At 54.7% G+C, this 24,615-nt stretch carries 25 protein-coding genes; 21 read left to right on the top strand and 4 right to left on the bottom strand.

From position 1 onward, the window contains the following. Window positions 1-89: 89 nt before the first annotated feature. Complete coding sequence (locus AC0VXT_RS02765) at window positions 90-1,589, bottom strand: CoA-acylating methylmalonate-semialdehyde dehydrogenase (RefSeq protein ID WP_475547413.1); 1,500 nt, start codon at window positions 1,587-1,589, stop codon at window positions 90-92. 157 nt (window positions 1,590-1,746) lie between these two features. Between AC0VXT_RS02765 and AC0VXT_RS02760 the strand changes: the two genes are divergently transcribed. Then, window positions 1,747-2,634, top strand: coding sequence for a LysR family transcriptional regulator (locus AC0VXT_RS02760; RefSeq protein ID WP_475547412.1), 888 nt, complete (start codon window positions 1,747-1,749; stop codon window positions 2,632-2,634). Between the two features lie 124 nt (window positions 2,635-2,758). Here the strand turns inward: AC0VXT_RS02760 and AC0VXT_RS02755 are convergent, their stop codons facing one another. Further along, window positions 2,759-3,229, bottom strand: a complete 471-nt coding sequence (locus tag AC0VXT_RS02755) for a DUF2218 domain-containing protein (RefSeq protein WP_475547411.1) — start codon at window positions 3,227-3,229, stop codon at window positions 2,759-2,761. A 409-nt stretch (window positions 3,230-3,638) separates the two neighbouring features. Beyond that, entirely contained in the window at window positions 3,639-4,229 is a 591-nt protein-coding gene (locus AC0VXT_RS02750; protein WP_475547410.1) for a 4'-phosphopantetheinyl transferase family protein, read from the bottom strand. 173 nt (window positions 4,230-4,402) lie between these two features. Between AC0VXT_RS02750 and AC0VXT_RS02745 the strand changes: the two genes are divergently transcribed. From AC0VXT_RS02745 to yghX, 20 genes are all read left to right on the top strand, one after another. Continuing rightward, window positions 4,403-4,801, top strand: coding sequence for a hypothetical protein (locus tag AC0VXT_RS02745; RefSeq protein ID WP_022731460.1), 399 nt, complete (start codon window positions 4,403-4,405; stop codon window positions 4,799-4,801). An 8-nt stretch (window positions 4,802-4,809) separates the two neighbouring features. Then, the gene (locus tag AC0VXT_RS02740) at window positions 4,810-5,580 is read left to right on the top strand and encodes a beta-ketoacyl synthase chain length factor (protein WP_475547409.1); all 771 of its coding nucleotides are present in this window, start codon (window positions 4,810-4,812) and stop codon (window positions 5,578-5,580) included. 112 nt (window positions 5,581-5,692) lie between these two features. Further along, entirely contained in the window at window positions 5,693-6,409 is a 717-nt protein-coding gene (locus AC0VXT_RS02735) for a lysophospholipid acyltransferase family protein (protein WP_475547408.1), read from the top strand. Continuing rightward, window positions 6,384-6,647: a phosphopantetheine-binding protein gene (locus tag AC0VXT_RS02730; RefSeq protein WP_101302813.1), complete on the top strand. Its 264-nt coding sequence runs from the start codon at window positions 6,384-6,386 to the stop codon at window positions 6,645-6,647. The genes AC0VXT_RS02735 and AC0VXT_RS02730 overlap by 26 nt, the downstream gene beginning before the upstream one ends. Window positions 6,648-6,649: 2 nt before the next feature. Beyond that, a complete protein-coding gene (locus AC0VXT_RS02725) occupies window positions 6,650-6,898 on the top strand; it encodes an acyl carrier protein (protein WP_475547407.1) in 249 nt (82 codons plus the stop codon). Next, entirely contained in the window at window positions 6,879-7,484 is a 606-nt protein-coding gene (locus AC0VXT_RS02720; protein ID WP_475547406.1) for a COG4648 family protein, read from the top strand. Before AC0VXT_RS02725 ends, AC0VXT_RS02720 begins: the two co-directional genes overlap by 20 nt. After that, complete coding sequence (locus AC0VXT_RS02715; RefSeq protein ID WP_475547405.1) at window positions 7,481-9,184, top strand: ApeI family dehydratase; 1,704 nt, start codon at window positions 7,481-7,483, stop codon at window positions 9,182-9,184. The genes AC0VXT_RS02720 and AC0VXT_RS02715 overlap by 4 nt, the downstream gene beginning before the upstream one ends. Next, on the top strand, window positions 9,181-10,866 hold the full coding sequence (locus tag AC0VXT_RS02710; RefSeq protein ID WP_475547404.1) for a glycosyltransferase family 2 protein: 1,686 nt from the start codon (window positions 9,181-9,183) through the stop codon (window positions 10,864-10,866). The genes AC0VXT_RS02715 and AC0VXT_RS02710 overlap by 4 nt, the downstream gene beginning before the upstream one ends. Then, window positions 10,856-12,418 (top strand): HAL/PAL/TAL family ammonia-lyase, encoded by a 1,563-nt coding sequence (locus tag AC0VXT_RS02705; protein ID WP_475547403.1) that lies wholly within the window; start codon window positions 10,856-10,858, stop codon window positions 12,416-12,418. Before AC0VXT_RS02710 ends, AC0VXT_RS02705 begins: the two co-directional genes overlap by 11 nt. Then, entirely contained in the window at window positions 12,415-12,825 is a 411-nt protein-coding gene (locus AC0VXT_RS02700; protein WP_475547402.1) for an acyl-CoA thioesterase, read from the top strand. Before AC0VXT_RS02705 ends, AC0VXT_RS02700 begins: the two co-directional genes overlap by 4 nt. After that, complete coding sequence (locus AC0VXT_RS02695) at window positions 12,822-13,493, top strand: LolA family protein (RefSeq protein ID WP_475547401.1); 672 nt, start codon at window positions 12,822-12,824, stop codon at window positions 13,491-13,493. The genes AC0VXT_RS02700 and AC0VXT_RS02695 overlap by 4 nt, the downstream gene beginning before the upstream one ends. Further along, complete coding sequence (locus AC0VXT_RS02690; RefSeq protein ID WP_475547400.1) at window positions 13,493-15,805, top strand: MMPL family transporter; 2,313 nt, start codon at window positions 13,493-13,495, stop codon at window positions 15,803-15,805. The genes AC0VXT_RS02695 and AC0VXT_RS02690 overlap by 1 nt, the downstream gene beginning before the upstream one ends. Then, complete coding sequence (locus tag AC0VXT_RS02685; protein WP_475547399.1) at window positions 15,798-17,057, top strand: NAD(P)/FAD-dependent oxidoreductase; 1,260 nt, start codon at window positions 15,798-15,800, stop codon at window positions 17,055-17,057. Before AC0VXT_RS02690 ends, AC0VXT_RS02685 begins: the two co-directional genes overlap by 8 nt. A gap of 8 nt (window positions 17,058-17,065) precedes the next feature. Further along, on the top strand, window positions 17,066-17,665 hold the full coding sequence (locus AC0VXT_RS02680; RefSeq protein WP_475547398.1) for a DUF3261 domain-containing protein: 600 nt from the start codon (window positions 17,066-17,068) through the stop codon (window positions 17,663-17,665). Between the two features lie 8 nt (window positions 17,666-17,673). Continuing rightward, window positions 17,674-18,888, top strand: coding sequence for a beta-ketoacyl-[acyl-carrier-protein] synthase family protein (locus AC0VXT_RS02675; RefSeq protein ID WP_475547397.1), 1,215 nt, complete (start codon window positions 17,674-17,676; stop codon window positions 18,886-18,888). Then, on the top strand, window positions 18,885-19,388 hold the full coding sequence (locus tag AC0VXT_RS02670) for a hotdog family protein (RefSeq protein ID WP_475547396.1): 504 nt from the start codon (window positions 18,885-18,887) through the stop codon (window positions 19,386-19,388). The genes AC0VXT_RS02675 and AC0VXT_RS02670 overlap by 4 nt, the downstream gene beginning before the upstream one ends. After that, window positions 19,385-20,110, top strand: coding sequence for a 3-oxoacyl-ACP reductase FabG (gene fabG, locus AC0VXT_RS02665; protein WP_475547395.1), 726 nt, complete (start codon window positions 19,385-19,387; stop codon window positions 20,108-20,110). The genes AC0VXT_RS02670 and fabG overlap by 4 nt, the downstream gene beginning before the upstream one ends. Further along, a complete protein-coding gene (locus AC0VXT_RS02660; protein WP_475547394.1) occupies window positions 20,107-21,336 on the top strand; it encodes a beta-ketoacyl-ACP synthase in 1,230 nt (409 codons plus the stop codon). The genes fabG and AC0VXT_RS02660 overlap by 4 nt, the downstream gene beginning before the upstream one ends. A 41-nt stretch (window positions 21,337-21,377) precedes the next feature. Further along, on the top strand, window positions 21,378-22,331 hold the full coding sequence (locus AC0VXT_RS02655) for a D-2-hydroxyacid dehydrogenase family protein (protein ID WP_475547393.1): 954 nt from the start codon (window positions 21,378-21,380) through the stop codon (window positions 22,329-22,331). Window positions 22,332-22,561: 230 nt separating this feature from the next. Further along, a complete protein-coding gene (gene yghX / locus AC0VXT_RS02650) occupies window positions 22,562-23,449 on the top strand; it encodes a YghX family hydrolase (protein WP_475547392.1) in 888 nt (295 codons plus the stop codon). Between the two features lie 74 nt (window positions 23,450-23,523). On the opposite strand, the gene AC0VXT_RS02645 is transcribed toward yghX, so the two are convergent. Beyond that, a complete protein-coding gene (locus AC0VXT_RS02645) occupies window positions 23,524-24,468 on the bottom strand; it encodes a cyclase family protein (RefSeq protein WP_475547391.1) in 945 nt (314 codons plus the stop codon). Window positions 24,469-24,615: the final 147 nt, after the last annotated feature.

Below are 24,615 nucleotides of genomic sequence, written 5' to 3'. Positions count from 1 at the left end.
CCCCTGTGGATTATGGCCCCCTGTCATCCACAAACTAAAAGCCGCGTAAGTTTCCTTACGCGGCTTTCTTTCTGCAATCAGCCGATTGCTTATTTCATTGTCGGCATCACAAACTCAGCACCCTTGCGAATGCCGGTCGGCCAGCGAGACGTGATGGTTTTAAGCTTGGTATAGAACCGAACACCTTCCGGGCCATGCATGTGATGATCGCCAAACAGCGATGCCTTCCAGCCGCCAAACGAATGGAACGCCATCGGAACCGGGATCGGTACGTTAATACCGACCATGCCGGTCTGGGTACGTGCAGCAAATTCGCGGGCGGTATCGCCATCACGGGTAAAGATCGCAGTCCCGTTGCCGTATTCGTGGCTATCCACAAGATCCGCAGCCGTTTCGAAATCATCGGTACGAACAACCGACAGAACCGGGCCAAAGATTTCTTCCTTGTAGATGCTCATATCCGGGGTGACATCATCAAACAGGGTGCCGCCGACGAAATAGCCGTCTTCATAGCCCTGAAGATTGATACCACGGCCATCAACAACCAGTTTGGCACCTTCTTTGACACCCTTGTCGATATAGCCAACAACCTTGTCCCGATGCATCGCGGTGACCAGCGGCCCCATCTCGGCTTTCGGATCCGTACCCGGTGCGACATGCAGTTCATTGATGCGCGGTACGAGCTTCTCAATCAGGGTATCGGCGGTTTCCTTACCGACCGGTACTGCGACCGAAATCGCCATGCAACGTTCACCTGCCGATCCATAAGCCGCGCCCATCAGGGCATCAACCGCCTGATCCATATCGGCGTCCGGCATAATGATCATGTGGTTTTTCGCACCACCCAGCGCCTGACAGCGTTTACCCTGCGCGGTTGCGGTTTCATAGATGTATTTCGCAATCGGGGTCAACCCGACAAAGCTGATCGCGGTGACGTCGGCATCGAACAACAACGCATCAACCGCTTCCTTGTCGCCCTGAACAACGTTGAACACGCCGTCCGGCAAACCGGCCTCGGTCAGCCATTCTGCCATCAGAAGCGACGCCGACGGATCACGTTCTGACGGCTTGAGGATAAAGCAGTTGCCGCACGCAAGCGCGACCGGGAACATCCACATTGGCACCATGGCCGGGAAGTTGAACGGGGTGATACCGGCAACGATACCCAACGGCTGACGCACAGAATGGCTATCCACCTTGGTACCGACGTTTTCGGTGAATTCACCTTTCAAAAGCTGCGGCGCGCCGGTGGCGAACTCAACAACCTCGATCCCGCGGGTGACTTCGCCCAGCGCGTCGGACAACACCTTGCCGTGTTCGGCCGTGATGGCTGCGGCCAGTTCTTCGGACCGGTCTTCAAGAATGCCAAGGAATTTATTGAGAATACGCGCCCGACGCAGCGGGGTTGTGTTTGCCCACTCCGCACGCACAGCCGCCGCCGACTCAACTGCCGCCCGGACTTCGGATTTTGACGCAAGATCGACGGTGCCGCTTTGAGCACCTGTGGCCGGATTGAAAACAGCCGCCGTACGGCCAGATGTTCCGGCAACGCGTTTGCCGCCAATGTAATGGGTAAGCTGGTTGGACATGGGGGTTCCTCCCGATAAACCTGATTTTTCGATTGCCTGATCGTATGACCGGCAAAGTGGCGACATTATGGGTATGCACACCGATGCACATCAACTATCATTTATGCAAATTCGATGTGCAATTTTTAAAGTCGTCAGTTCTTGTAAGGATTTGATCGTGGATTGGGATCGCTTTCGCATTTTTCTGGCCGTCGCCCGGCAGGGACAAATCCTTGCCGCCGCCCGTCAACTTGGCCTCAACCATGCCACCGTCGGGCGGCAGTTGACCGCGCTTGAACATGACCTTGGCACGAAGCTGATTGAGCGGCGCACCACCGGGTCGGAGCTGACCACGGCCGGGCGTGAACTCATGATCGCGGCGGAAGCGGCTGAAGCGGCCTTCCTGCGCGCCGGAACGGCAGTGTCGAACCAGACCGAAACCATCAGCGGCACGGTCCGTGTTGGCGTTCCTGACGGGTTGGGCAACTATTTCCTCGCCAGCGAGATGGCGGCATTTTCCGCCCAGCACTCCGACCTTGTCATTCAGCTTGTGCCTCTGCCGCGCACTTTTTCCCTATCCCAACGCGAAGCCGACATCGCCATTACCCTTGATCGCCCCAAACAGGGCCGTCTGGTGATCAAGAAACTGACCGATTACACCCTCAGCGTCTATGCCACGCAAGCCTATGTCAACCGGTTCGGCTCTGTCGAAACCGAGGCCGACCTGACCGACCGCCTGTTTGTCACCCATATCGAAGATTTGATTTACAGCCGCGCTCTTGATTATGCTGCGCGCCTTGGCAAACTGATGCGCCGTCGCTTTGAATGCGGCAGTGTGGTCGCCCAGATGGAGGCCGTGCGCAACGGTCACGGCATCGGCATCCTGCATGATTACGCCACCCAGGGCATCCCCGACCTGATCCGTTTGCTGCCTGAAATCCGGTTCACCCGCAATTACTGGATGCTGCAACATCCCGACACCAAAGACACCAGAAGTGTCGCCGCCGTTGCCGAACATCTTACCCGTGTTGTGCGTGCGGCGCGTGATCGGTTTGTTGTTGCCTGACAGCATACAAAAACAGGCGCAAGGAATGATGTCCTTGCGCCTGTTTTTGTGTCGCATCTTTTATCAAGCGGTCGCTGCTCCGTTAGGGCGACAGCAGAAACTCACTTGATCAGATGACTATTGGTCACTTTTTGCGCCAATCAAATTCAATGGCTTTTTCAGCCGACATCTTGCGCAAAGTCTGTTCAAAATAGTCGCGGATCTGGTCAAGTCCGGCGTTGTCAGACGCCGACATGGCAACTGTCAGGAAAGACGAGCTTGCGGTGATTTCACACACCCCCTGCTCGAACGCAAGAAGACCCTTGTTGCTGTCACGCAACTCTGCCTGCACAGAACCATCCGGCTCGCCGGTAAAGCCCTTTAAATAAACGGGTGCGTTACGTACATAGATATCTGCAAAACAATAGTTGGCGTCCATATTCTGATCCAATCCGACTTCAGACAACTGTGTATTCCCAGACGTATTCTTGCCTTCCTGATCCACCAAGCCGGCTTCCTTGTCATCCGTGTCGACCGCAGTCTTTACGCTGATGGAACCCTGATCATCACCTGACATCACATCGCACCCGGCATGGTTTGAATTATCGCTTAACATGAATACCATGCTTCGTATGCGCGTAACAATAGTGACCGTTGGTCAATAATATATGAAAGCATTACGCCGAAATTGATCTCGATTAAACAGAAAATGTTGCGAATTTGCGCCACCGCAAGTCAGACGGCGAAAATAACTTGCCGCACCGCACCCATCATAGCTGAATTGTCGGTCAGTTGACCGGGAATTCAGCACGCCCAAAAAATCCGATTTTTTGTTTTATTATTTAGTTACAGACAGATAGATCACATCAATTGGCACGCGCCAAAAACCACCGCCGACAGGCAAAAGTCAGACGAATGTAATGTAAACTTTTTGTGAAATCAGCTGTCTAGCGCCCAAATTCCGCTGATCACTCACGGCGACACACAGGGACACTGAGAATTTGCAAGACGATGCGGGTTTAACCCTACCTATTAATCGAGTCTGGATGCGACTTTTCCCTGGCGTCTACCATGACCAACCTGCTGGCAAAATCCACTGGCACGGGCAGGACGACCGGGGATAAATCAAGCTGAACATCGGGGTCACTTTCCCCCGTCGCTTTAAAAATGGCTTCATACCGGCACCAGGCATCGTAAAAGTCAGAGACGGACGTCGTGCGTGGCAAACCAAGCTGTACTGCCATTTGGGGAATAGAGCGACCTTCATCGCGATATTCAAGATCAACCCCGATCAAAAGCCCCGGATCAACCGCAACCGCAACCACCACCCAACCGCGACTATGGCTAATGCTTACGCCGTGACGATGACCGGCAATTTCCGCCCAAGGACGACCGTCCTCGTCCTTAAAGCATGTTGCATCGTTCCCCTTTGCGACATCGGCAACAAGGTCGCACAGCATATCCCACGCCAACAATGACGACGCTTGGCGCGCTGCACTTCGTTTCAACGTCGCATCTTCAAGTTTGTGGATGGCCGAAACAACCCTGCCATCAAAGTGGAAAAAGCGCGTTGCGTCCGATGAGTTAGACTTCCCAAGAGTGGTACTTGCCGCCACCTGCACAATCCATTATTGCTGAATTACAATCACGCGCCCTGCATCGCTGGTAAAATCGTTCCAAGAACGGCTTTTGGGCGGTGCCTGGACGCCCCCGCACTGGTCACGGGGCAATTTGACCCAAACCGACATGATTGAGTCAGTTTTCCACCCATTAATCAAGGCAGATCAAAATGCGTAGTTTGAAACTTGCTTCTGTTTTTGTCGTTGTCGCAGTGCTCGCAGCATGCTCGGCAACCGTTCAGAACTTCTCCAATCAGCCCTTCCCCGCCGATGTCGCCAAACTCAGCATGGCCGAGATTGAAGAAACCATCATTGAAACCGCTTCGACACGCGAATGGATTGTTCAGCGCGAAGGCGAAGGCCAGTTGACCGCAACCTATGCTCCGCGGTCGCACAGTGCAAAGGTTGCCATCTCGTTTAATCAGAAACAGTACTCAATCATTTACGCCGATAGTAGTAATCTCCAATATAATGGTACAACGATTCATCGGAACTATAACCGGTGGGTTAATAACCTGAGACAGGACATCCTGCGCGCGGTTTCGGCCCGTGCGGCACTTGCCAACTAGGACACCAGATGACTTTGCTGTGCGCCCGACTGTCACGTTGGGCTTTGTGGGAAGATACCAACGGTCAGGCCAGCCTGACCTTGCACACATCCGAAAACACGTCGGCTGTATCCTACCCGTCGGCCCAGAACGATCTGGCGCGCAGCATTAAACCCGGTTGGCGGCGGCGGCTTGACCTGTTTGGTCGCGCCGCCGCCGAAACGCTTACCCAGATGATCTCCCCCGCCGACAACCCGCATATTGTTTTCTGTTCCCGGCACGGCAACATCAACCGCACGGTCAAGCTTCTCCATCAGGTCGCAACCAACGAGGCCCTTTCCCCGGCGGATTTCAGCATGTCGGTCCATAATGCCTTTGTCGGTATTGCGTCGATCAACTGGTCGATCACCCAGAGCCATACGGCCATTGCCGCAGGCAATGAAAGCCTGATCGCAGGACTGACCGAAACCATATGTCAAATGATGGCAACGCAAAGCCCCGTTATTCTGTGCTATGTCGATTTGCCGTTACCCGACGTCTATGCCAACACTTTTGCAGAACCCCAGACCGGGGTTGCCTTTGCCATGCGCCTTGATCCCGATAAAGCCATCACCCCTGAGCCGCCGAGCATAGGCAAAGCCCTCACATTCTCATCCTGCGGAGCAGATCAGGCACAGGCCGCTGCCACATCTCCATATGATCAGATCAAAAACCTGACGGCCTTTTTTGTATCCCCCTCTGCCCGCCCTCTAACTCTTGGCAGCAGCACCACCGCATGGACCGTTTCGCGTCATGACTAAGTATGGCTGCGCCGAAATAGTGCAAAGCACCCAACACAGGAACCTGAACTGGTACTGGCGCCTTTTTGGCACTGGCTTGGCGTTTTCCATCTTCGGGCTGGGTGGCCTATTCATGGCGCTGACCATTTTCCCGATCCTGATGGTGATTTTACGCAATCGCGCAAAGCGGCGGAAATATGCCCAACTGGTGATTTGCCGTGGCTTTCGCCTGTTTGTCTGGATGCTCGATGTAACCGGCGTTGCAGAAGTCAAAACCCGGCATATAGACCGTCTGCGCAATGCCAGCGGTGTTTTGATTATCGCCAACCATCCGACCTTGCTTGATGTGGTAATGATCCTCTCGCAACTTGATCGCTGCCAATGCGTGGTTAAACATCAACTGTTTCGCAATCCGTTTTTGTTTGGAGTTGTCCGTGCCGCCGGATTTATTCGCAATGATGACAACCCGGAAAACCTGATCACGCAGGCCCGGCATCATTTGCGCGAAGGGGCAAATATTATGATCTTCCCCGAGGGCACCCGCACACCCAGCAAAAAAAGGCTTGGAAAATTGCAACGCGGCGTCGCAAACATTGCGATAGAGACACAAGCCGACTTGATTCCTGTGGTTGTGCACTGTAATCACGATACCTTGAAAAAAGGGGTCCCGTGGTATCGCATTCCTCCGTCGAAAATTCGCTACCGACTGGACGTCGATCATCCGTTATTATTTAGAGACATTAATGATCCGGACTTGCCGCGCGCCAAACAGTCCCGCGCCTTAACCCGGTTTATCAAAGATTACATTCTGGACAGACTTGAAAATGACTTCGCTGGAAACCGAACTTAAAGCCTTCATCATAGAAACCCTCAATCTCGAAGATGTTGACGTCAACGATATCGACAGCGAAGAAGCTTTGTTCGTTGACGGTTTGGGGCTTGATTCAATTGATGCCCTTGAACTGGGGGTTGCCCTTCAAAAGAAGTATGATGTGCGCATTGATGCCAAGGATGAAAACGTCAAAACCCATTTTGCGTCCGTCCGTAATCTTGCGAACTTTATTCAGGCATCGGGGAAACAGGTCTAGTCATGCATAGCCGCGAAGAAATCTATAACCAGTTGCATACCTACCTCGTTGACCTGTTTGAAGTCCCGGCAGAAGACATCACCCCGGACGCGCACCTGATGGAAGACCTCGATCTTGACAGTATCGATGCCGTCGATCTCATCGTGAAGTTTCAGGAACTCACAGGCAAAAAAATTCCGGCGACAGAATTCAAATCGGTTCGAACAGTCGATGACGTGGTCGAGAAGATTCATGTCCTGGTCAGCTCCTAACCGCATCGCCACACTCGTCCTGTCCCTGCTGGGTGTGGTGTATCCGGTACTGGTCTATTTTGGATTGTCGTCATTTTCATCGCGTGTCATCCTGTTTTTGCTTTTGGCTGCCATTGTCGTCCGCGCCATCCTGTTTCTAATCAACAGGAAGCATCTGCAGGCCGGACTGGCCTTACTCGTCGCCATTATTCTGTCCCTTGCCGGGATCGCCAGTGAACTGGTCGCCATCCGCTTTTACCCGGTCATTGTTGCTACCACCCTTGCAGCGGTTTTCACCGTCTCGCTGTTTTCGGGCATGCCGATTATTGAAAGGTTTGCCCGCATGCGGTCGGCAGAACTAGATGGCTATGCCCGTGCCTATACACGTAAGCTGACCAAGGTCTGGATCGGGTTTTTCATTGCGAATGGGCTTATTGCCGGATGGACGGCCCTTTATGCCAGTCTGGAAACATGGACGCTCTATAACGGGCTGATATCCTATGTTCTGATCGGCATTTTGTTTGTTGGTGAATGGCCCGTGCGTCGGCTTCTGCGCGCCCGTCACGACCGTCACACCCAGAACCGTCCCCGTCAGGAACAGGTATGAGCGTTTTTTTCGAACATCTATATGACGACAAAAACGCGCAGACGCCCCTGTGTCTGGAAAACGGCGTGACCTATTGCGTTACGGATATCGTTCGCGACATTGACCATTTGGCTGCCTCGATCTCGACCGGGCAACGCATCGCAATTTACTGCCAATCCGCACGCCGGTTTCTGATTGCCCTTGCCGCGGTCTGGCGCAGTGGCGGTACAGCCATCCTGCCCGCAACCGACAAACCCGGTTACCTTGATGAGATCAATCAGCAGTTTGATCTGTATCTTGATGACGATGCCATTGATGCCCGTCTGGTGAGCCCGACGGACATTTCCGCCTTTGACATGCGGTTACCAACCAGCACCGCATGCGCGGCCATTTTCTTTACATCGGGGTCAAGCGGACAGCCCAAACCGGTCATAAAATCACTCGCCCAGATCGAAGACGAAATTCAAACCCAAATTCCCCTTTGGCATCCCATAATGCCACAGGGTGCCCGCATGATCGGGCTGGTGTCGCATCAACATATTTACGGCCTGATCTTTCGCATCATCTGGCCTGTCATCACCAAACAGACGTTTAGTGCAGACCCAACGCCGTTCTGGGACATGATCATTCCTGACATGGCCGCCGGTGACGTTTTGATTACAAGCCCCGCTCAGCTTAAAAACCTGCATCCCGACCTTGAAGCTGCACCGCGCCCGTCACTGGTGTTGTCATCGGGCGGGCCGCTTGATTTTGCCACTGCACAGGAAGCCACCCGCGTTCTGGGCATTTGCCCGACGGAAATTTACGGCAGCACGGAAACCGGCGGCATTGCGTGGCGCCAACAAACCGGGCCATTGTCTGCATGGACCCCATTACCGGGCCTGCAAACCAGCCTTAATGATGCGGGATGCCTGCGCGTTTGCGCCCGCCATATTGCCGGGAATGACTGGTATCAAACCGAAGACCGCGCAACAATTGACAGTGATACCGGATGTTTCACCCTGCACGGTCGCGCCGACCGGGTGGTGAAGGTCGAAGGCAAACGCATATCCCTTGGCGCGGTTGAACAACATCTGCGCCAAAGCGATCTGGTTCAAGACGCCGTTGCCTTACTGGCCGACGAAAATGATCGCCGCTTGGCAGTAGTCGCGGTTCTGACCGAACCCGGCAAGGATCACTTGCAAAAACGTGGCCCGTTTCGCATGGGTCGGTTGCTGCGCCGTGAAGTTGCCCGATTTGAAGACGACGCAGCACTCCCGCAACGCTGGCGCTTTGTCGACCAACTCCCGACCGACAGTCAGGGCAAACGCCCCTTGCATCTTTTGCGCGCCCTTTTCACCAAAAATGCCAATCTTGGGCCGGTCATTCATAGCCAAACCCGTGATGGGCAAAAGGCCATTCTTGGCTTAACCCTTCGTCGCGATATGACCTGTTTTCAGGGACATTTTCCAGATCATCCGATCCTTCCCGGTGTTGTTCAACTGCACTGGGTTGTTCAAACCGCCGCCACCCTTTTTGGCAGCCCGAACACGGTCGGAGAGGTCAGCCAGCTTAAGTTCCGCCGACCAATATCGCCCGATGACGAACTTAAACTTGATCTTGATTTTGATGTCACCGGGCCAAAGGTGCGATTTAGCTATCATTCCGACGCGGGCGGCGTTCATAGCTCCGGTACAGTCAAGTTTCGCATCGCCAGCCAGGATCAGGAAACCGCACCGTGAAAATATGCGCCCTGATCCCGACCCATAACCACCATCAGGTTTTGGCCGATGTTGTTGAGCACGTACGCACCCATGACCTGCATGTTTTCATCATTGATGATGGGTCCGACGTTGCGACCGAACAAAAAGTCCAGTCCCTGCACGATCCGGAACACGGGGTAACCTGCCACCGCTTGGCAATCAACAGCGGCAAGGGTGTTGCCGTCATGCAGGGTATGGCACATGCCAGTGCGGCGGGATTTACCCATGCGATTCAGATTGATGCCGATGGTCAACATGACCTCGACCAGCTTTCGGAAATGCTGACACAGGCCCGCCGCCATCCAAACGCGCTGATCACCGGCCTTCCGGTCTATGACGACACCATCCCATTGGGCCGTAAAATCGGCCGTTGGATCACCCATGTCTGGGTCTGGATTGAAACCCTGTCGACCACCATCCGCGACAGCATGTGCGGGTTTCGCGTCTATCCGATCAAGCAAAGCCTCGCGGTCTGGCACGACGAAGGTGCGGGTAACAAAATGGATTTCGACACCGAACTGATGGTGCGGATGTATTGGCGCGGGGTTCCGATCATTCATGTGCCGACAAAGGTCACCTATCCCGAAGGCAATACGTCAAACTTTCGCATGTTCGAAGATAACCTTCTGATCAGTGCGATGCACACAAGGCTGGTTTTTGGCATGCTTGGCCGCCTGCCCGGCTTTATCTGGCGCGGTGGAAAATTTGCCAAGCCCAGCACAGATGCCTCAAACCACTGGTCTGAAATCGACGAACGCGGCATGTATTTTGGCGTGCGGTTTCTTGGCTGGGTTTACCGCGTTGCCGGACGGCGGGTTTGCCTTGCCATCATGCTGCCCGTCATTACTTATTTTTATCTGACCGGCGGCATTGCACGGCGCGCATCGCATGATTTTCTGACCCGTGCACACCAGAATGGTGCACCCGTTGCCCCAACCCGTTGGAACAGCTTCCGTCATTTCCTGCGCTTTGGTGAAAGTGCGCTTGATAAAATCGCCGCTTGGTGTGGTGAATTAAAACTGGGCGATCTGGAATTGCCCGATGACGCCGACAACCTCTTTGCCTATATGCCGCGTGATCAGGCCGCAGTGCTGCTGGTATCGCATTTTGGCAATATGGAACTGGTGCGCGCCATCGCCAGCCGCGACCGCGATTTCCGCGTCAATGTCTTGCTGCATCAAAAAAATGCCGCCCGGTTTGGCCGCGTCGTGCAAAAACTGGCGCCGGAAAGCCAGGTCGATCTGATTGAGGTCACCGACATTGGACCCGATACCGCCATCATGCTGCGTGAGCGGGTTGAACGCGGGGAATGGATTGTCATTGCCTCGGACCGGGTTGCGATTGGTGCACGCGATAAATCCGTCGCAGTTCCGTTCCTTGGCCAAGATGCACCTTTCCCGCAGGGACCGTTTATTCTGGCGTATCTGCTACAATGCCCAGTCTATATGGCAGCGGCTTGGCGCACGGACAAACGTTTTAAAATCGCGTGGCAAAAACTGGCCGACAGTCTGACCTTACCGCGTCAAAACCGAACCGACGCCATCGCAGCCTATGCCAGCCAATATGCGCAATGGCTTGAAAAGATAGTTGTTACTGAACCACTACAATGGTTCAATTTCCATGACTTCTGGGCAAAGAAAAAGGACGGTAATGACCGATAACCACATCAATGTAATCTTTGGCGAAAACGATCTTACGGTCGAAGATGTCATTGCCCTGTCCGAACAACGCGCCCAGCCTGTGCTTTCAGGGGATCGCGATTTTCGCACCCGCATTCAAAAGGGTGCTGATTTCCTAGATCAGCAACTGCGCGACAAGGGCCATATTTACGGTGTGACCACCGGCTATGGTGATTCTGTTTCACGCCGCGTGCCACCCGAACTGGTTGCGGAACTACCACTTCATCTGAGCCGCTTTCACGGCTGTGGGCTCGGCGATATTCTTGGCCCCGAACAGGCACGCGCCGTTTTGGCCGTGCGTCTGGCATCGCTTTGCACCGGCTATTCCGGTGTCAGTGTCGATTTGCTCAATCAACTGGTAAACCTGCTTGCCCATGACATTACCCCGCTGATCCCCGAAGAAGGATCGGTGGGTGCCAGTGGGGATCTCACCCCGCTTTCCTATGTTGCCGCTGCCTTGATCGGCGAACGCGACGTTCTTTATCGCGGTCTGAAAACATCCGCCCAAGACGCATTGGAAACCGCCGGATTAACCCCACTGACCTTGCGCCCCAAAGAGGCGCTTGCGATCATGAACGGAACGGCCGTAATGACCGCCTTGATGTGTCAGGCCTTTGTCCGTGCCAATTATCTGTGCAAACTCACATCGCGTATTACCGCCCTTGCCAGCATGGGATTACTTGGCAATCCCGCCCATTTCGACAAACGTCTTTTTGCCGCCAAACCCCACCCCGGACAGGCCCAAATCGCCGCATGGATTGAAGACGATCTGTCATCACTGGGTGATGACTATCAACCAGCCCGGCTTCAGGATCGCTATTCGCTGCGCTGCGCACCGCATGTAATCGGGGTTCTGGCCGATATGATGCAGGCCTTCCGACGTACCCTCGAAATTGAGCTCAATAGTGCCAACGACAACCCGCTTTTGGATGTTACGGAAAACACCATCCTGCATGGTGGGCATTTCTATGGTGGGCATGTCGCCTTTGTGGCCGATGGCATGAAAACGCTGGTGGCCAATCTGGCTGATTTGATGGATCGCCAGATGGCGCTTCTGGTCGATACCAAATTCAATCACGGACTGGCATCGAACCTGTCTGGGGCCGATCCCGACCGCACATCAATTAATCACGGACTTAAGGCCGTTCAAATCGGCGCATCCGCCTGGACGGCCGAGGCATTGAAACACACCATGCCCGCCAGCGTCTTTTCGCGCTCCACCGAATGTCATAATCAGGACAAAGTCAGCATGGGCACGATTGCCGCACGCGATTGCCTGCGCGTCCTGCAACTGACCGAACAGGTCGTGGCGGCAAACCTTTTGGCTGTTGGTCAGGCCATCGCGTTGCGCGAAAAATCTGGCGAATTAACCAAGGAACAACTCGGCCCCAAGGTTTCGGCCTTTATCGACAACCTAAAGGAAGACATTCCCTTCATCGCCGAAGACCAACCGCTTGAAGGCACCTTGCGCCTTCTGGTGTCGCGCATTCAGAACCGCCACTGGGCGCTTTATGATGAAGAAATCCCGTCATGATCAGTGCATCAGTCACCGAAACGATCCAGTTTTATCATCTTGATCCGATGAATGTCGTCTGGCATGGCAACTACGTGCAGTTCTTTGAAAATGCACGCTGTGCTCTTTTGGAAAAGATTGACTACAACTATCCGCAAATGGATGCATCAGGCTATGTCTGGCCGATTGTTGACATGCGGGTCAAATATGTTGGCCCGTGCACCTTTGGGCAAAAAATCACCATCACAGCAACCTTACACGAATTCGAAAACCGCCTGAAAATTGATTATCTGATCACGGATGCAAAAACCGGCACCAAACTGACCAAGGGCTTTACCATTCAGGTCGCCGTTGAAAAAGACACCGGCGAAATGCTGTTTCGCAGTCCCGACTTCCTGATTGAGAGGCTGGAGGCCATGACCCCATGACGCACCGCTGGTTTTTACCATTGGCAGTATCCGCCTTGACTCTGTTCCTAGTCGCAATGCTGTCGGTAATTCCAGCACGCGCCGACGGAACCGCGCCCAAGGCAGATTTGCCGTCCGCCGCCATGCCAACCCCGATCAGCGATCAGCAATATCTGACCGGCACCTTTGCCCTTGACCGCCATCTTGACGGCTTTGACGCCCCGCTGACCTCGACCGGTGAATTTGCCCTGTCGCCCCACAAAGGTCTGATTTGGCAAAACCTGAAACCGTTTCCCGATACCACCGTGATGAACGATCAGGGAATTACCCGCAAACATGATGACGGCACATTTGAAACCATTGCATCTGGCGCCCGGTTTCATCAGTTCATCGCGCTGATTTCAGCCGTTCTTGCCGGAAACTGGGAACCGCTGTCTGATCAATTCACCATCACACCGACAAAGACCGCCACAGCACCGAACTGGCAAGTCACACTGGCCCCAAAGAACAACAACGGATTGTCCGAACAGGTCAGCCAGATCATTGTTAAGGGCGATGAGTTTGTCACCCACGTCACCCTGCACAAACCATCAGGTGATCGCGACGAAATCACGTTGAGCAACCAAAAACGCCACGAGCTGCCACTTCCCGATGATCTTGCCAATCTGCTTTCGGGAAACCCTGATTGATGGCAGTGCGGGGGGGTATATGGGGTATTTTCCTGTTGATCATGGCGACCTTTGCCATTTGGCAGGTCACATCGGGCAATGCCCGGATTGATGGCGATGTCCTGTCCCTGATCGGGTTGGAGAAAACCGACGATGCTGCCCGCAAACCCGATATCGAAACCGTGCGCGACTTACTGGCAAATGATGCCAATCAGGCCATCATCATGGTGTCGGCCAACCAGCAAGATATGCTTGAAACGGCAACCCGTACGTTGGCTTCTGACATCACAAACATTCCGGGCACAAAGTCGGTTTCTATGCCGGGATATGACGCGGGAAACCTTGCGCGGCTTTCAGATTTTTACCTGCCCCATGCGCAAAGCCTGCTGTCGGACAGGGACCGGGCACTTTTGCGTGACGGCAACGGTGAAGCGGTTTATCAAAACGCCGTCAAAACGCTGTATGCGCCTGCTTCAATGCTCAGTGCGGCATCGCTCCGTGCTGATCCGTTTTCCCTGCTTCCCGGTTTTCTGGCCGAACTGGGCAACAAACTTGGCTCTTCCGGGATCGTGCAAAGAGACAACCACTTCCACACCCCGATCCTTATAACCCTGACCCTGGACCTTCGGCGTCAAGGACGGGACATCGCATGGGTGGGCAAGGTCAATGACGCCATCGCCAACGCCCAAAGCACCGCAGATCAATCTGACGGGCTCACCATCGCAAAAACCGGGCAAGTCTTTTTCGCTGTGGCCGAGGCATCAGCGGCAAAATCCGATGTCCAACGCATCGCCATCATTGCGACCCTTGGCATTTTTGCCATGGTGCTTAGTGTGTTTTTCTCCCCACTCCCGTTAATCGGCACCTTGATCACGGTCGGCAGCGGCTTGATCGCCGGTATTGCTGCCGTCACCCTCATTTTCGATGGCATTCATGCCATTGCGCTGGTCTTCGGGGCCAGTCTAATCGGGATATCGGTCGATTATGCGCTGCATTATCTGGTGCTACCCGCCGATGAAAAATCACCGACGGCCCGGATTGCGACGATCCGTTCCGGCCTAAGCCTTGGCCTTTTGACCTCGGTTTGCGGCTTTGCGGTTTTGGCCATCAGCCCGGCCATCCTTCTGGCTCAAATCGCGGTTTATTCCATCGCCGGGCTTATCGCGGCCTATGTCACCGTGCTTTTCATCCTCCCACTTTTGCCCGTGCGAAGCGTCAAGCACCGGTCGCTCATCCCGCGTGCGTATCAGAAACTTGATGATACCTTGCGCCGCCTACAACTGCCCCGGTTGGTCCGGGGGATAGGTGCGCTTGCCATCCTTGGTGGATTTGCGGTCTGCGTTTTGTTCATACCAACCGACGATGACATCCGCCATCTCGGGCATGGCAACGACCCCCTGACAACGCAGGCGCGCCTGATCGGGGATACCATGGGCATGGGCGGTAACCCCGTCTTTATCCGGATTGATGGCGCAGACAGCCAAACCCGCCTTCAAACGGGCGAGGCCGTACAAAACGCACTCCGCCCCCTGATCAAAGACGGCACTGTCGGGTCTGCCTTTGGTTTGTCGGACATGATCCCATCAATCAAACGACAGGACGAAAACCGTACCCTGATCAAAGATCAGCTCTTTGAAGCCTACGCACCAAAACTGGCCCCGCTGCTTCCGATCAACATTCAAACGCCCAACCCCGACGCCCCTTATTTACAGGCCGACGAAGATGCCTTTGCCCAGTTCCCGGAACTGGCAAACCTGCGTGATGGCATGACCGATATCGTCCGGCTAAACGCCGTGACCGATGCCAATGCCGTTGCCACGGCAATTGCCAACATCGACGCCGCCCGTTTGATCAACCCGCGTGCCACCATCACCGACCAGTTTACCCGTTATCGCAACGGAGCAACGATGGGATTGGCGATTGCCTTGCTGATTGCCGGGGGCCTTGCCATGGGACGCTATGGCATGATCCGTGGGCTATGTGTTTTGGGAACGCCTGCGGGGGCGATGCTTGTTGCCCTTGGCGGGGCGGCTGCAATCGGGATCACAATCAATTTCTTCACCATCATGGCACTGTTTCTGGTGTTTGCCATCGGGGCTGACTACGTGATCTTCTTTTCTGAAAGCCAAAAGCACGGCCAGCAGGATGCAACCCGGTTTGCCGTGTTTTTATCGCTGATCAGCAGCATTCTGGCCTTTGGCCTGCTCGCCAGCAGTTCTGTTCCCGTGGTCAGTGCCATCGGAACCATCATGGCCATTGGACTTCCAACTGCATGGGTGCTGTCCTATGCCATGTGCCCCACATCCGTGAAAGCCGATCAATCCGATGTCTGACAATCATTCTGAAAGCCACCTCATGACCGATTGTGACATCGCCATCATCGGTGCCGGACCAGCCGGAACGGTTGCCGCCAAATTTCTTCGTGATGCGGGATTAAGCGTGATTGTGCTCGAAGCGCAAACCTTCCCGCGCTTTGTCATCGGCGAAAGCCTTCTGCCTCACTGCATGAATGTGCTTGAGCGGGCCGGTTTGCTTGATGCGGTTGAAAAGGCCGCTTTCCAGCACAAAAACGGGGCCATCTTTGAACGCGGACCACTTTATCAATCCATTGATTTTCGCGAAAATTTCGAAGACAGCGGATGGGGCACCACCTTTCAGGTTCAACGCAGCCGCTTTGATCACATTCTCGCCCAAACCACCATCGACGCCGGGGTCAACATCCGTTTTGGGCATAAGGTCACCGATGCGGTCTTGCGCGATGGTGACTGTACCCTCGACTATGAAAATGATGCGGGTCAAACCGGTCGAATAAGATCGACATTTGTTCTCGACGCCAGTGGTTATGGCCGGGTCCTTCCCCGGATGCTCGGCAGCGCCAAATCCGGTCAATTGGCAGAACGACGCGCCATCTTTACCCATATGCGCGACCATATATCCGACCCCAATTATGACCGGGAAAAAATCCTGATCACGGTCCACCCCGTCCGCTCCGAAATCTGGTATTGGCTGATTCCGTTTTCCGATGGCACGTCCTCTGTCGGGGTGATTTACCCCGATCAGGACCCGGAATTTGATGGTCTTGATGATCAGGCCATCTTTGATCGCCTGATCGGCGATACCGGCCTTGGTCCCCTTCTGGCCAAGGCCGAACCAACCCGTCCGCTGAATGCCATTGCCGGATACAGCGCGCAATCGGACACCCTTTTTGGCGACGGCTATGTCCTTCTCGGCAATTCTGCTGGTTTCCTTGATCCAGTTTTTTCATCGGGTGTGACCATTGCCATGCATTCCGCCGAACTGGCGGCAAAGGCGCTTATTGCGCGTCACAATGGTCAGGCCGTCGATTGGGATGCGGATTACGCCATTCCGCTTAACCGGGGTGTGGAAACGTTCCGTTCATATGTCGATGCATGGTATGACGGACGTCTACAAACGATTATTTTCAATCAGCCCGATGATGATACAAAACTCAAACGTATGGTTGTTTCGATCCTTGCAGGATACGCCTGGAACCTCGACAATCCGCTGGTAAGCAAAACCGACCGTTATCTGGAGATGTTGCACGACCTATGCGATCCATCCTGATCCTATTCATGACCCTGTCTCTGAACGCATGCGTGACGGATTTTGCCGACCTGACGGTCCCGAACCCGTTTGCGTCCAATCCTGCGTATACGGTTGCACTGGCACCGGGGATCACCATCGAGTTACCGGAAAACCCGTGGGACAATGTTCAAAGCCTTGAGGCCACCCAACAGGTCACTGCACAATGGCGCCCCCAAAACGGTCAGCCGAGCACGGCCACTTTCCTTGCCCGGATTTCGGCCCAGCCCGGTCAGGTTAGGATTGCCGTTCTTGATGACCTTGGCCGCCGGGCCATGACCATTGACTGGACCCTTGATGGGCTCAACATCGTCAAGGCCGACTGGGTGCCAGATGCCCTTGACCCTGAACGGTTGCTTGGCGATATGGTCATGACCTATTGGCCCGACGATGTTGTCAGTGACGTGGTCGACCAATCCATGACCGTCGAGGAAACCATGGGTCAACGCACCATCCGCACCACCGGTGATGGATTGGTGTTTGTTACGATTGAAAAACCGATCCGCGACCCGTGGCAGGGTGTGGCAACCCTGCGCAATATGAAACTGGGCTATACCCTGACCATCAGATCGCAGAGACTGGGGTCCTGATGATGTCGGTGACTTCTACCTTTCTGTCGGCCCTTGGTATTGTCTCCGCCCTTGGACAGGGGATAGAGCAAACATCGCGCACCCTGTTTGGCGACCGCCCGGCGGACATGATTGCCCATGACGATTTTCTGGTTGATCGCACCACCATGCTTGGCACCGTAACCGGCCCGCTTGCCCCCGTGCCCGATCATCTTACGCAATATGATACCCGCAACAACCGCCTGCTATGGACCGCCACGGCTCAGATCACCTCTGAAATTAACGATCTGATTACGACCTTTGGCAAAGACCGCATCGGCATCATTCTGGGCACCAGCACCTCGGGCATCGAAGAAGGCACCACCGGGTATCAGGACATGCTGCAAACCGGCACATGGGCCCCCGGTTTTCGCTATGAGCATCAGGAAATCGGATCGCCTGCCGCGTTTTTGCGCGATGCGCTGGGTCTGTCGGGTCCTGCCTATGTGATTTCGACCGCCTGCTCCTCAAGTGGTAAGGCCTTCGCATCCGCCCTGCGATTGATGGATGCGGGCATGTGTGATGCCGTCATTGTTGGCGGGGTCGACAGTCTGTGCCGCCTGACCGTGCGTGGATTTGATGCGCTTAATTCCATTTCCGAAGGCATCTGCAATCCGCTCAGTAAAAATCGTGACGGCATCAATATCGGCGAAGGCTGTGCGCTGTTCACGCTGCGCCGGGACACAGGCGACATTGCCCTGATGGGGGTTGGTGAAACATCCGATGCCCATCATCCCAATGCCCCGCACCCCGACGGGACCGGGGCAATTGCCGCGATGAAATCCGCACTGGCGCATGCCGGACTGACGCCTGATGATATTGGCTATATCAACATGCATGGCACCGCGACCCCGCTAAATGACAGCATGGAAAGCACCGCCATCGCACAGATATTCGGCCCATCCGTCGCCGTCAGTTCAACCAAACCCATGACCGGTCACACACTGGGTGCAGCAGGCGCGATTGAGGCCGCCATTCTTTGGCTTTCACTACAACAGGCACATGATGGCGCGCCATTGCCCCGCCATCACTGGGACGGTGTTACTGACCCGGCTGTTGCCGAAATGAACCTCGTCGAACAATCGGGGCAGCGACTTGCACCGAACGATAGGCTTGCCATGATCAGCAATTCCTTCGCCTTTGGCGGCAGCAACGTATCAGTCATTCTCGGACGCGGTTTTATCCCCGCGCGGATGCCATCATGACCAGCACATCCACAAAGACCATGCCCGACATTGCTGAACTGGTCCCGCATGCCGTCCCGATGCTACTGATTGATCGGGTCTGCGATGCCGGGCCTGATCATCTTCAGGCTGAAGTCACGATTCAACAAACAAGTATGTTTTTTGAAAAAGACCACGGCGTACCCACCTATGTCGGGATTGAATATATCGCACAGGCCGTCGCCGCATATGGTGGCTGGCGCGCCAAATCTGCCGATCCTGCCGCAGCTCCACGCATCGGCTATTTGCTTGGTACCCGCAAAATGACGATGACCCGCGACTGGTTTGAACCGGGCACCCGATTAAATATATATGTCGAAAATGTTTTCGAAGATGGCGAAATGGGCGTCTTCAAAGGCGAAATTCGCGACGGAAATGATGTGATTGTCTCTGCCCAGATCAATGTCTTTCAACCCGGTGACACAGACGCCATTCTTGCCACATCCCACACGACCCACAACCAAGAAACGACAACGCCATGACAGAAACCATTCTGGTAACAGGTGCCAGCAAGGGCATCGGGGCCGCCACCGCCAAACGCCTTGCGCGCGATGGATATGATGTCATCGTTCATTATCATTCCGACCGCGATGGCGCGCAAAGGGTCCTAGATGACGTCGTTGCCATGGGACGCACCGGGCGTCTTATCCGCTTTGACATTGCTGACCGCGATGCCACCCGCACAGCCCTTGAAGCCGACATTGCCGAACATGGCGCGCCGTTTGGTGTGGTGCTCAATGCGGGCCTGACCCGTGACGCCGCCTTTCCCGCCCTTGAAGATGACGATTGGGATGCGGTGCTGCATACCAATCTGGACGGGTTTTATAACGTCATAAAGCCCCTCATCATGCCGATGATCCAGCGCCGAAAGGGCGGTCGTATTGTCGCACTGACCTCCATCGCCGGTCTGGCGGGCAACCGCGGGCAGGTCAATTATGCCGCGTCCAAGGCCGGGATCATTGGCGCAGTCAAATCGCTAGCGCTTGAACTGGCTAAACGCAAAATCACCGTCAATGCCGTCGCGCCGGGGGTGATTGAAACCCAGATGACCGATGAATTGCCCGCCGATGAGGTCAAAAAAATGATCCCGATGCGCCGATATGGTACGGCCGATGAAGTTGCCGCGACCATTGCATTTCTGTGTGGAGGCGATGCCGCCTACATCACCCGTCAGGTCATCAGTGTAAACGGGGGCATGCTATGACCCGGCGCGTTGTTGTCACCGGCATGGCCGGAATTACGGCCTTGGGCGATGATTGGCCCACCATTTCAGCCCGGATGTATGCGGGCGAGACCGGCATTCGCCGCATGAATGACTGGGATGGGCGCTATGATCTGCGCACCCGCCTTGCTGGCCCGGTTGAGGACTTCACGCTTAAGGGCAAGCTTACCCGCAAACAATTACGCAGCATGGGCCGTGTTGCACAGATGTCGGTTGCCGCCACCGACAAGGCGCTTGAGATGGCCGGGCTTCGCGATGATACCGCCACCTTGCAGGGCGGACGCCTTGGCATTGCCTATGGGTCATCATTTGGCAGCACCCCGCCGGTGATGGGCTTTACCAAGCTGATGGAAACTGGCGATAGCAACGCCATCACCGCGACCAGCTATATCCAGATGATGAGCCATACCTCGGCGGTCAATATCGGCGTTTTATACGGCATTTGCGGGCGGATCATTCCAACATCAACCGCCTGCACATCCGGCAGCATGGGGATCGGCTATGCTTACGAAGCCATCAAATACGGCATGCAGGATTTGATGATTGCCGGTGGTGCCGAGGAACTCTGTCCGACCATGGTCGCGGTGTTCGACACCCTGTTTGCCACCAGCGACAATAACGACCACCCCGAAATCACCCCGCGTCCCTATGACGCAAATCGGGACGGGCTGGTGATTGGCGAAGGAGCCGGGACGCTGATCCTGGAAGAATACGAACATGCCAAGGCGCGCGGGGCGACCATTTATGGTGAAATCGTCGGGTTTGCGTCCAATTCCGATGGCGCCCATATCACCCAGCCACAAGCCGACAAAATGGAAATCGCCCTGCGTAAATCGCTTGAGGATGCGGGGCTGACCCCGGCCGATATCGACATCGTCAATGGCCATGGCACCGCCACCGACCACGGCGATCTGGCCGAAAGCAAGGCCACCCGTGCCGTGTTTGACCGCGCCATTCCGATCCATACCCTTAAGGGCCACTTTGGCCATACGCTGGGCGCCTGTGGTGCGATCGAGGCATGGCTGGGACTGGAAATGATGCGCGACGGAAAGTTTGTTCCGACCGCAAACCTTAAAACCCCCGACCCGGCCTGTGCGGAGCTTGATTATATCAAGGACACCGCACGCAGCCTGTCGGCCCGATATATGATGAGCAATAATTTCGCCTTTGGCGGCATCAACACGTCGCTGATTTTCACGCTACCATAGGCCTCAACCACCAGCCTTCACCTCATGGGAAAAGCCTGACAATGCGCATTGCCATCCTTGATGACTATCAAAACCTTGCCCTGTCCTCTGCCGACTGGTCAGAAGTTACGTCAAAAGCCGATGTCAGCGTCTTTAACGACACCCTCACCGATCCCAACGCACTGTGCGAACGCCTCAAACCGTTTGATGTGCTCTGTGTGATGCGCGAAAGAACGCCCTTGCCTGCATCCGTTCTGTCAAACCTTCCCAACCTCAAACTGATTGTCACCACCGGCAAACGCAACGATGCGATTGATGTGACCTATGCCAACGATCATGGCATAACAGTCTGCGGCACCAATTCACCCTCCACCGCAACACCGGAACTGACATTCGCATTGATGCTGGGTCTGGCGCGCGGTGTTGTGCCGGAAAACACGTCCATGCGCACCGGCGGCTGGCAGGTCGGGCTTGGGCAGGACCTTGCCGGATCGACCCTTGGCATCATCGGGCTTGGTCGGCTGGGTGCAAAGGTTGCAACCATCGCCAAGGCCTTTGACATGCGCGTCACGGCCTGGAGCCAAAATTTAACCAAGGAACGCTGTGCGGAACTTGGCGTCGAATACATGCCAGACAAAGAAGCCCTTTTGACCGATGCCGATTTTGTCACCATTCATCAACGCCTGTCCGACCGAACCACTGACATGATAAGCACCGATGAATTCAAATGCATGAAAAAAACCGCCTATCTGATTAACACATCTCGTGGCCCGATTGTCGATGACGCGGCCCTGATAGAGGCGGTTAACAACCGCGAGATTGCCGGGGCCGGTCTGGATGTCTATGACATCGAACCGTTGCCCGCATCCCACCCACTGCGCCGCTGCGATGGTCTTTTGCTGACCCCGCATCTTGGCTATGTCACGCGCCATACGTGGGATGTATTTTACGGTGAAACGGTCGGTGCCATTATGGCATGGCTTGCTGGAAAGCCGGTTCGCGTGATTACGCCCTGACATCCCGTCTTTTAATCGTCGATTATGCACAGATGTAACCGGGCTCACATTCATAACAATGATCTCGCCAATGTGACTTGCCATCCCTGTGAACTTCCCGCACCGTCTAAACAGCGTTCAAATCACATCCTCAAACCCCTGCCCCCGGCCTACACCACCTTTTAAATGCCTGAATTCAATCGTCGTCACCATCTCTGCACCACTTAGTCACACCGACGAAGGAGCACACGATGAAACGTTTGACTGCCAAGGATTTTTCGCCAGAGCTTCTTGAGCTTTATGATTTTTATGCCCACGGGATTATTTCCCGGCGCGAGTTCCTTGACCGGGCAGGGCGTTACACAGTGGGTGGCATTACCGCTGCGGCGGCTCTAAGTGCCATGAGCCCGGATTACGCGCTTGCCAATCAAGTTGAATTTACCGATCCCGATATCGTCCCCGAATACATCACCTATCCATCTCCCAACGGCCATGGCGATGTGCGCGGATATCTGGTTAAGCCCGCCAACGCGACCGGCAAGCTTCCCGGCGTTGTCGTGGTGCACGAAAACCGCGGTTTGAACCCCTATATCGAAGACGTCGCGCGCCGCGTTGCCAAAGCGGGTTTTATCGCCCTTGCCCCCGATGGCCTGACATCGGTTGGCGGATATCCCGGCAATGATGACAAGGGCCGTGAACTGCAACGCGAGGTCAACCCGACCAAGCTGATGAATGATTTTTTCGCCGCCATTGAATTCCTCACCACTCATGATGCCACAACCGACAAGATCGGCATCACCGGCTTTTGTTATGGTGGGGGTGTTGCCAACGCGGCGGCGGTGGCCTACCCGGAACTGGGGGCTGCTGTACCATTTTATGGACGTCAGGCAGACGTCACAGACGTGCCCCGTATTCAAGCCCCGATATTGCTGCAATACGGCGAGCTTGATGAACGCATCAATGCCGGCTGGCCCGACTATGAAGCGGCGCTCAAAGCCAATGATAAGGTCCATGAGGCCCACATCTATCCCGGTGCCAATCACGGGTTCCACAATGATACCACCCCGCGCTACGACAAAGACGCGGCCGAACTGGCATGGCAACGCACCATCGACTGGTTCAACAAGTACCTGACTTAACGCAAGCTAACAGAAACCGGCGATCCTGATGGACCGCCGGTTTCTATGTTTAACATCAAATGCCAATTGTCAGTTCAACGGACAGCCACCGGATTAATGATCATCTGCACCGCACCTTTAAGCTTGGCCTGACCCAGTACAAACAAGAACTCATGCGCACGGTCTGCAGCAAGGTCGCGAGTGACAATGTTTTCCAGGATATAAACCCCGTTTTCGGCCAGAAGTTTGACGTGAACCGGGAAAAACGCCTCCGGGTCTTCATGCGGGACGGCTTCAAGCCCCCATGTATCGGCCCCAACGGCGACAACACCCTGATCAGCCAGCCAGGACGCGGCCGCAAGCCCAAGACCAGGTTCGGTACGGCCATAAAGCCCATCATCCTTGCCCACCAGATCAAGCCATCCGGTATGGATCAAAACCACATCACCTTTGCGAATTTCTGTTCCGGCCGCTTTTTGCGCCTTCATCAGATCATCAAGGGTAATCACATACCCACCGTCAAGGCGATCTGTTCCCTTGATCGCTGCAATATCAAGCAACACACCCCGCGTCGCAATCGGTGGCACATTTTCAATGCCAAGCTTGGTCAGACCGGTGGCCATGACAAAGTCCTCGGCATGATTATTGTTATAATAGGTGTGATGATCGCCAAGATGACCAAGGCCATCAATCTGGGTCCCGACGCCCAGCCAGCCAGTGAACATATCATCGTTATATGTTCCGGAATTGCTGCCGATGGTTTTATTCCCGCTTTGACTGGGCGAGAATACTGTTACCGCAACACCACGCGGCGCAAAGGCCGGTGTTTCGCGTGAAATTTCCATCCCCAGTGAATAGACCTTTCCCGTTGAGATCAGCTTGATCGCTGCCAGGGTTGTTTCTGCACTTAGATTATTGGCCGCCCCGATCTGGTCATTCGGACCAAATTTTGAGGCAAACCGGTCTTCGGCATGAACAGCATTGGCACAGGCCATGCCCAGAATAACCGACGCTGCGATCAGGATTTTTGATTTACGCATTGTTTCCTCCCTAAGTTGATAAGGACTCAAGGATGGGCAATTAACATGCCAAGAAAACAACTAGGGAAACCGTGAAAAATTGCGTTATAAAGAGCGAAATTCGATCAACCTTGAATTTAGAATGATCGGTTATCGCTCAAATGCGAA

The sequence above is a fragment of the Thalassospira sp. Z349TD_5 genome, assembly GCF_056173045.1.
This window is presented reverse-complemented; position numbering and strand designations above follow the sequence as displayed.

Bases quoted from the DNA above. Each gene is read 5' to 3' on its own strand.
- AC0VXT_RS02765 (WP_475547413.1), bottom strand. From the start codon at position 1,589: ATGTCCAACCAGCTTACCCATTACATTGGCGGCAAACGCGTTGCCGGA.
- AC0VXT_RS02755 (WP_475547411.1), bottom strand. From the start codon at position 3,229: ATGTTAAGCGATAATTCAAACCATGCCGGGTGCGATGTGATGTCAGGT.
- AC0VXT_RS02745 (WP_022731460.1), top strand. From the start codon at position 4,403: ATGCGTAGTTTGAAACTTGCTTCTGTTTTTGTCGTTGTCGCAGTGCTC.
- AC0VXT_RS02740 (WP_475547409.1), top strand. From the start codon at position 4,810: ATGACTTTGCTGTGCGCCCGACTGTCACGTTGGGCTTTGTGGGAAGAT.
- AC0VXT_RS02735 (WP_475547408.1), top strand. From the start codon at position 5,693: ATGGCGCTGACCATTTTCCCGATCCTGATGGTGATTTTACGCAATCGC.
- AC0VXT_RS02730 (WP_101302813.1), top strand. From the start codon at position 6,384: ATGACTTCGCTGGAAACCGAACTTAAAGCCTTCATCATAGAAACCCTC.
- AC0VXT_RS02725 (WP_475547407.1), top strand. From the start codon at position 6,650: ATGCATAGCCGCGAAGAAATCTATAACCAGTTGCATACCTACCTCGTT.
- AC0VXT_RS02720 (WP_475547406.1), top strand. From the start codon at position 6,879: ATGTCCTGGTCAGCTCCTAACCGCATCGCCACACTCGTCCTGTCCCTG.
- AC0VXT_RS02715 (WP_475547405.1), top strand. From the start codon at position 7,481: ATGAGCGTTTTTTTCGAACATCTATATGACGACAAAAACGCGCAGACG.
- AC0VXT_RS02705 (WP_475547403.1), top strand. From the start codon at position 10,856: ATGACCGATAACCACATCAATGTAATCTTTGGCGAAAACGATCTTACG.
- AC0VXT_RS02700 (WP_475547402.1), top strand. From the start codon at position 12,415: ATGATCAGTGCATCAGTCACCGAAACGATCCAGTTTTATCATCTTGAT.
- AC0VXT_RS02695 (WP_475547401.1), top strand. From the start codon at position 12,822: ATGACGCACCGCTGGTTTTTACCATTGGCAGTATCCGCCTTGACTCTG.
- AC0VXT_RS02690 (WP_475547400.1), top strand. From the start codon at position 13,493: ATGGCAGTGCGGGGGGGTATATGGGGTATTTTCCTGTTGATCATGGCG.
- AC0VXT_RS02685 (WP_475547399.1), top strand. From the start codon at position 15,798: ATGTCTGACAATCATTCTGAAAGCCACCTCATGACCGATTGTGACATC.
- AC0VXT_RS02680 (WP_475547398.1), top strand. From the start codon at position 17,066: ATGACCCTGTCTCTGAACGCATGCGTGACGGATTTTGCCGACCTGACG.
- AC0VXT_RS02670 (WP_475547396.1), top strand. From the start codon at position 18,885: ATGACCAGCACATCCACAAAGACCATGCCCGACATTGCTGAACTGGTC.
- fabG (WP_475547395.1), top strand. From the start codon at position 19,385: ATGACAGAAACCATTCTGGTAACAGGTGCCAGCAAGGGCATCGGGGCC.
- AC0VXT_RS02660 (WP_475547394.1), top strand. From the start codon at position 20,107: ATGACCCGGCGCGTTGTTGTCACCGGCATGGCCGGAATTACGGCCTTG.
- AC0VXT_RS02655 (WP_475547393.1), top strand. From the start codon at position 21,378: ATGCGCATTGCCATCCTTGATGACTATCAAAACCTTGCCCTGTCCTCT.
- yghX (WP_475547392.1), top strand. From the start codon at position 22,562: ATGAAACGTTTGACTGCCAAGGATTTTTCGCCAGAGCTTCTTGAGCTT.
- AC0VXT_RS02645 (WP_475547391.1), bottom strand. From the start codon at position 24,468: ATGCGTAAATCAAAAATCCTGATCGCAGCGTCGGTTATTCTGGGCATG.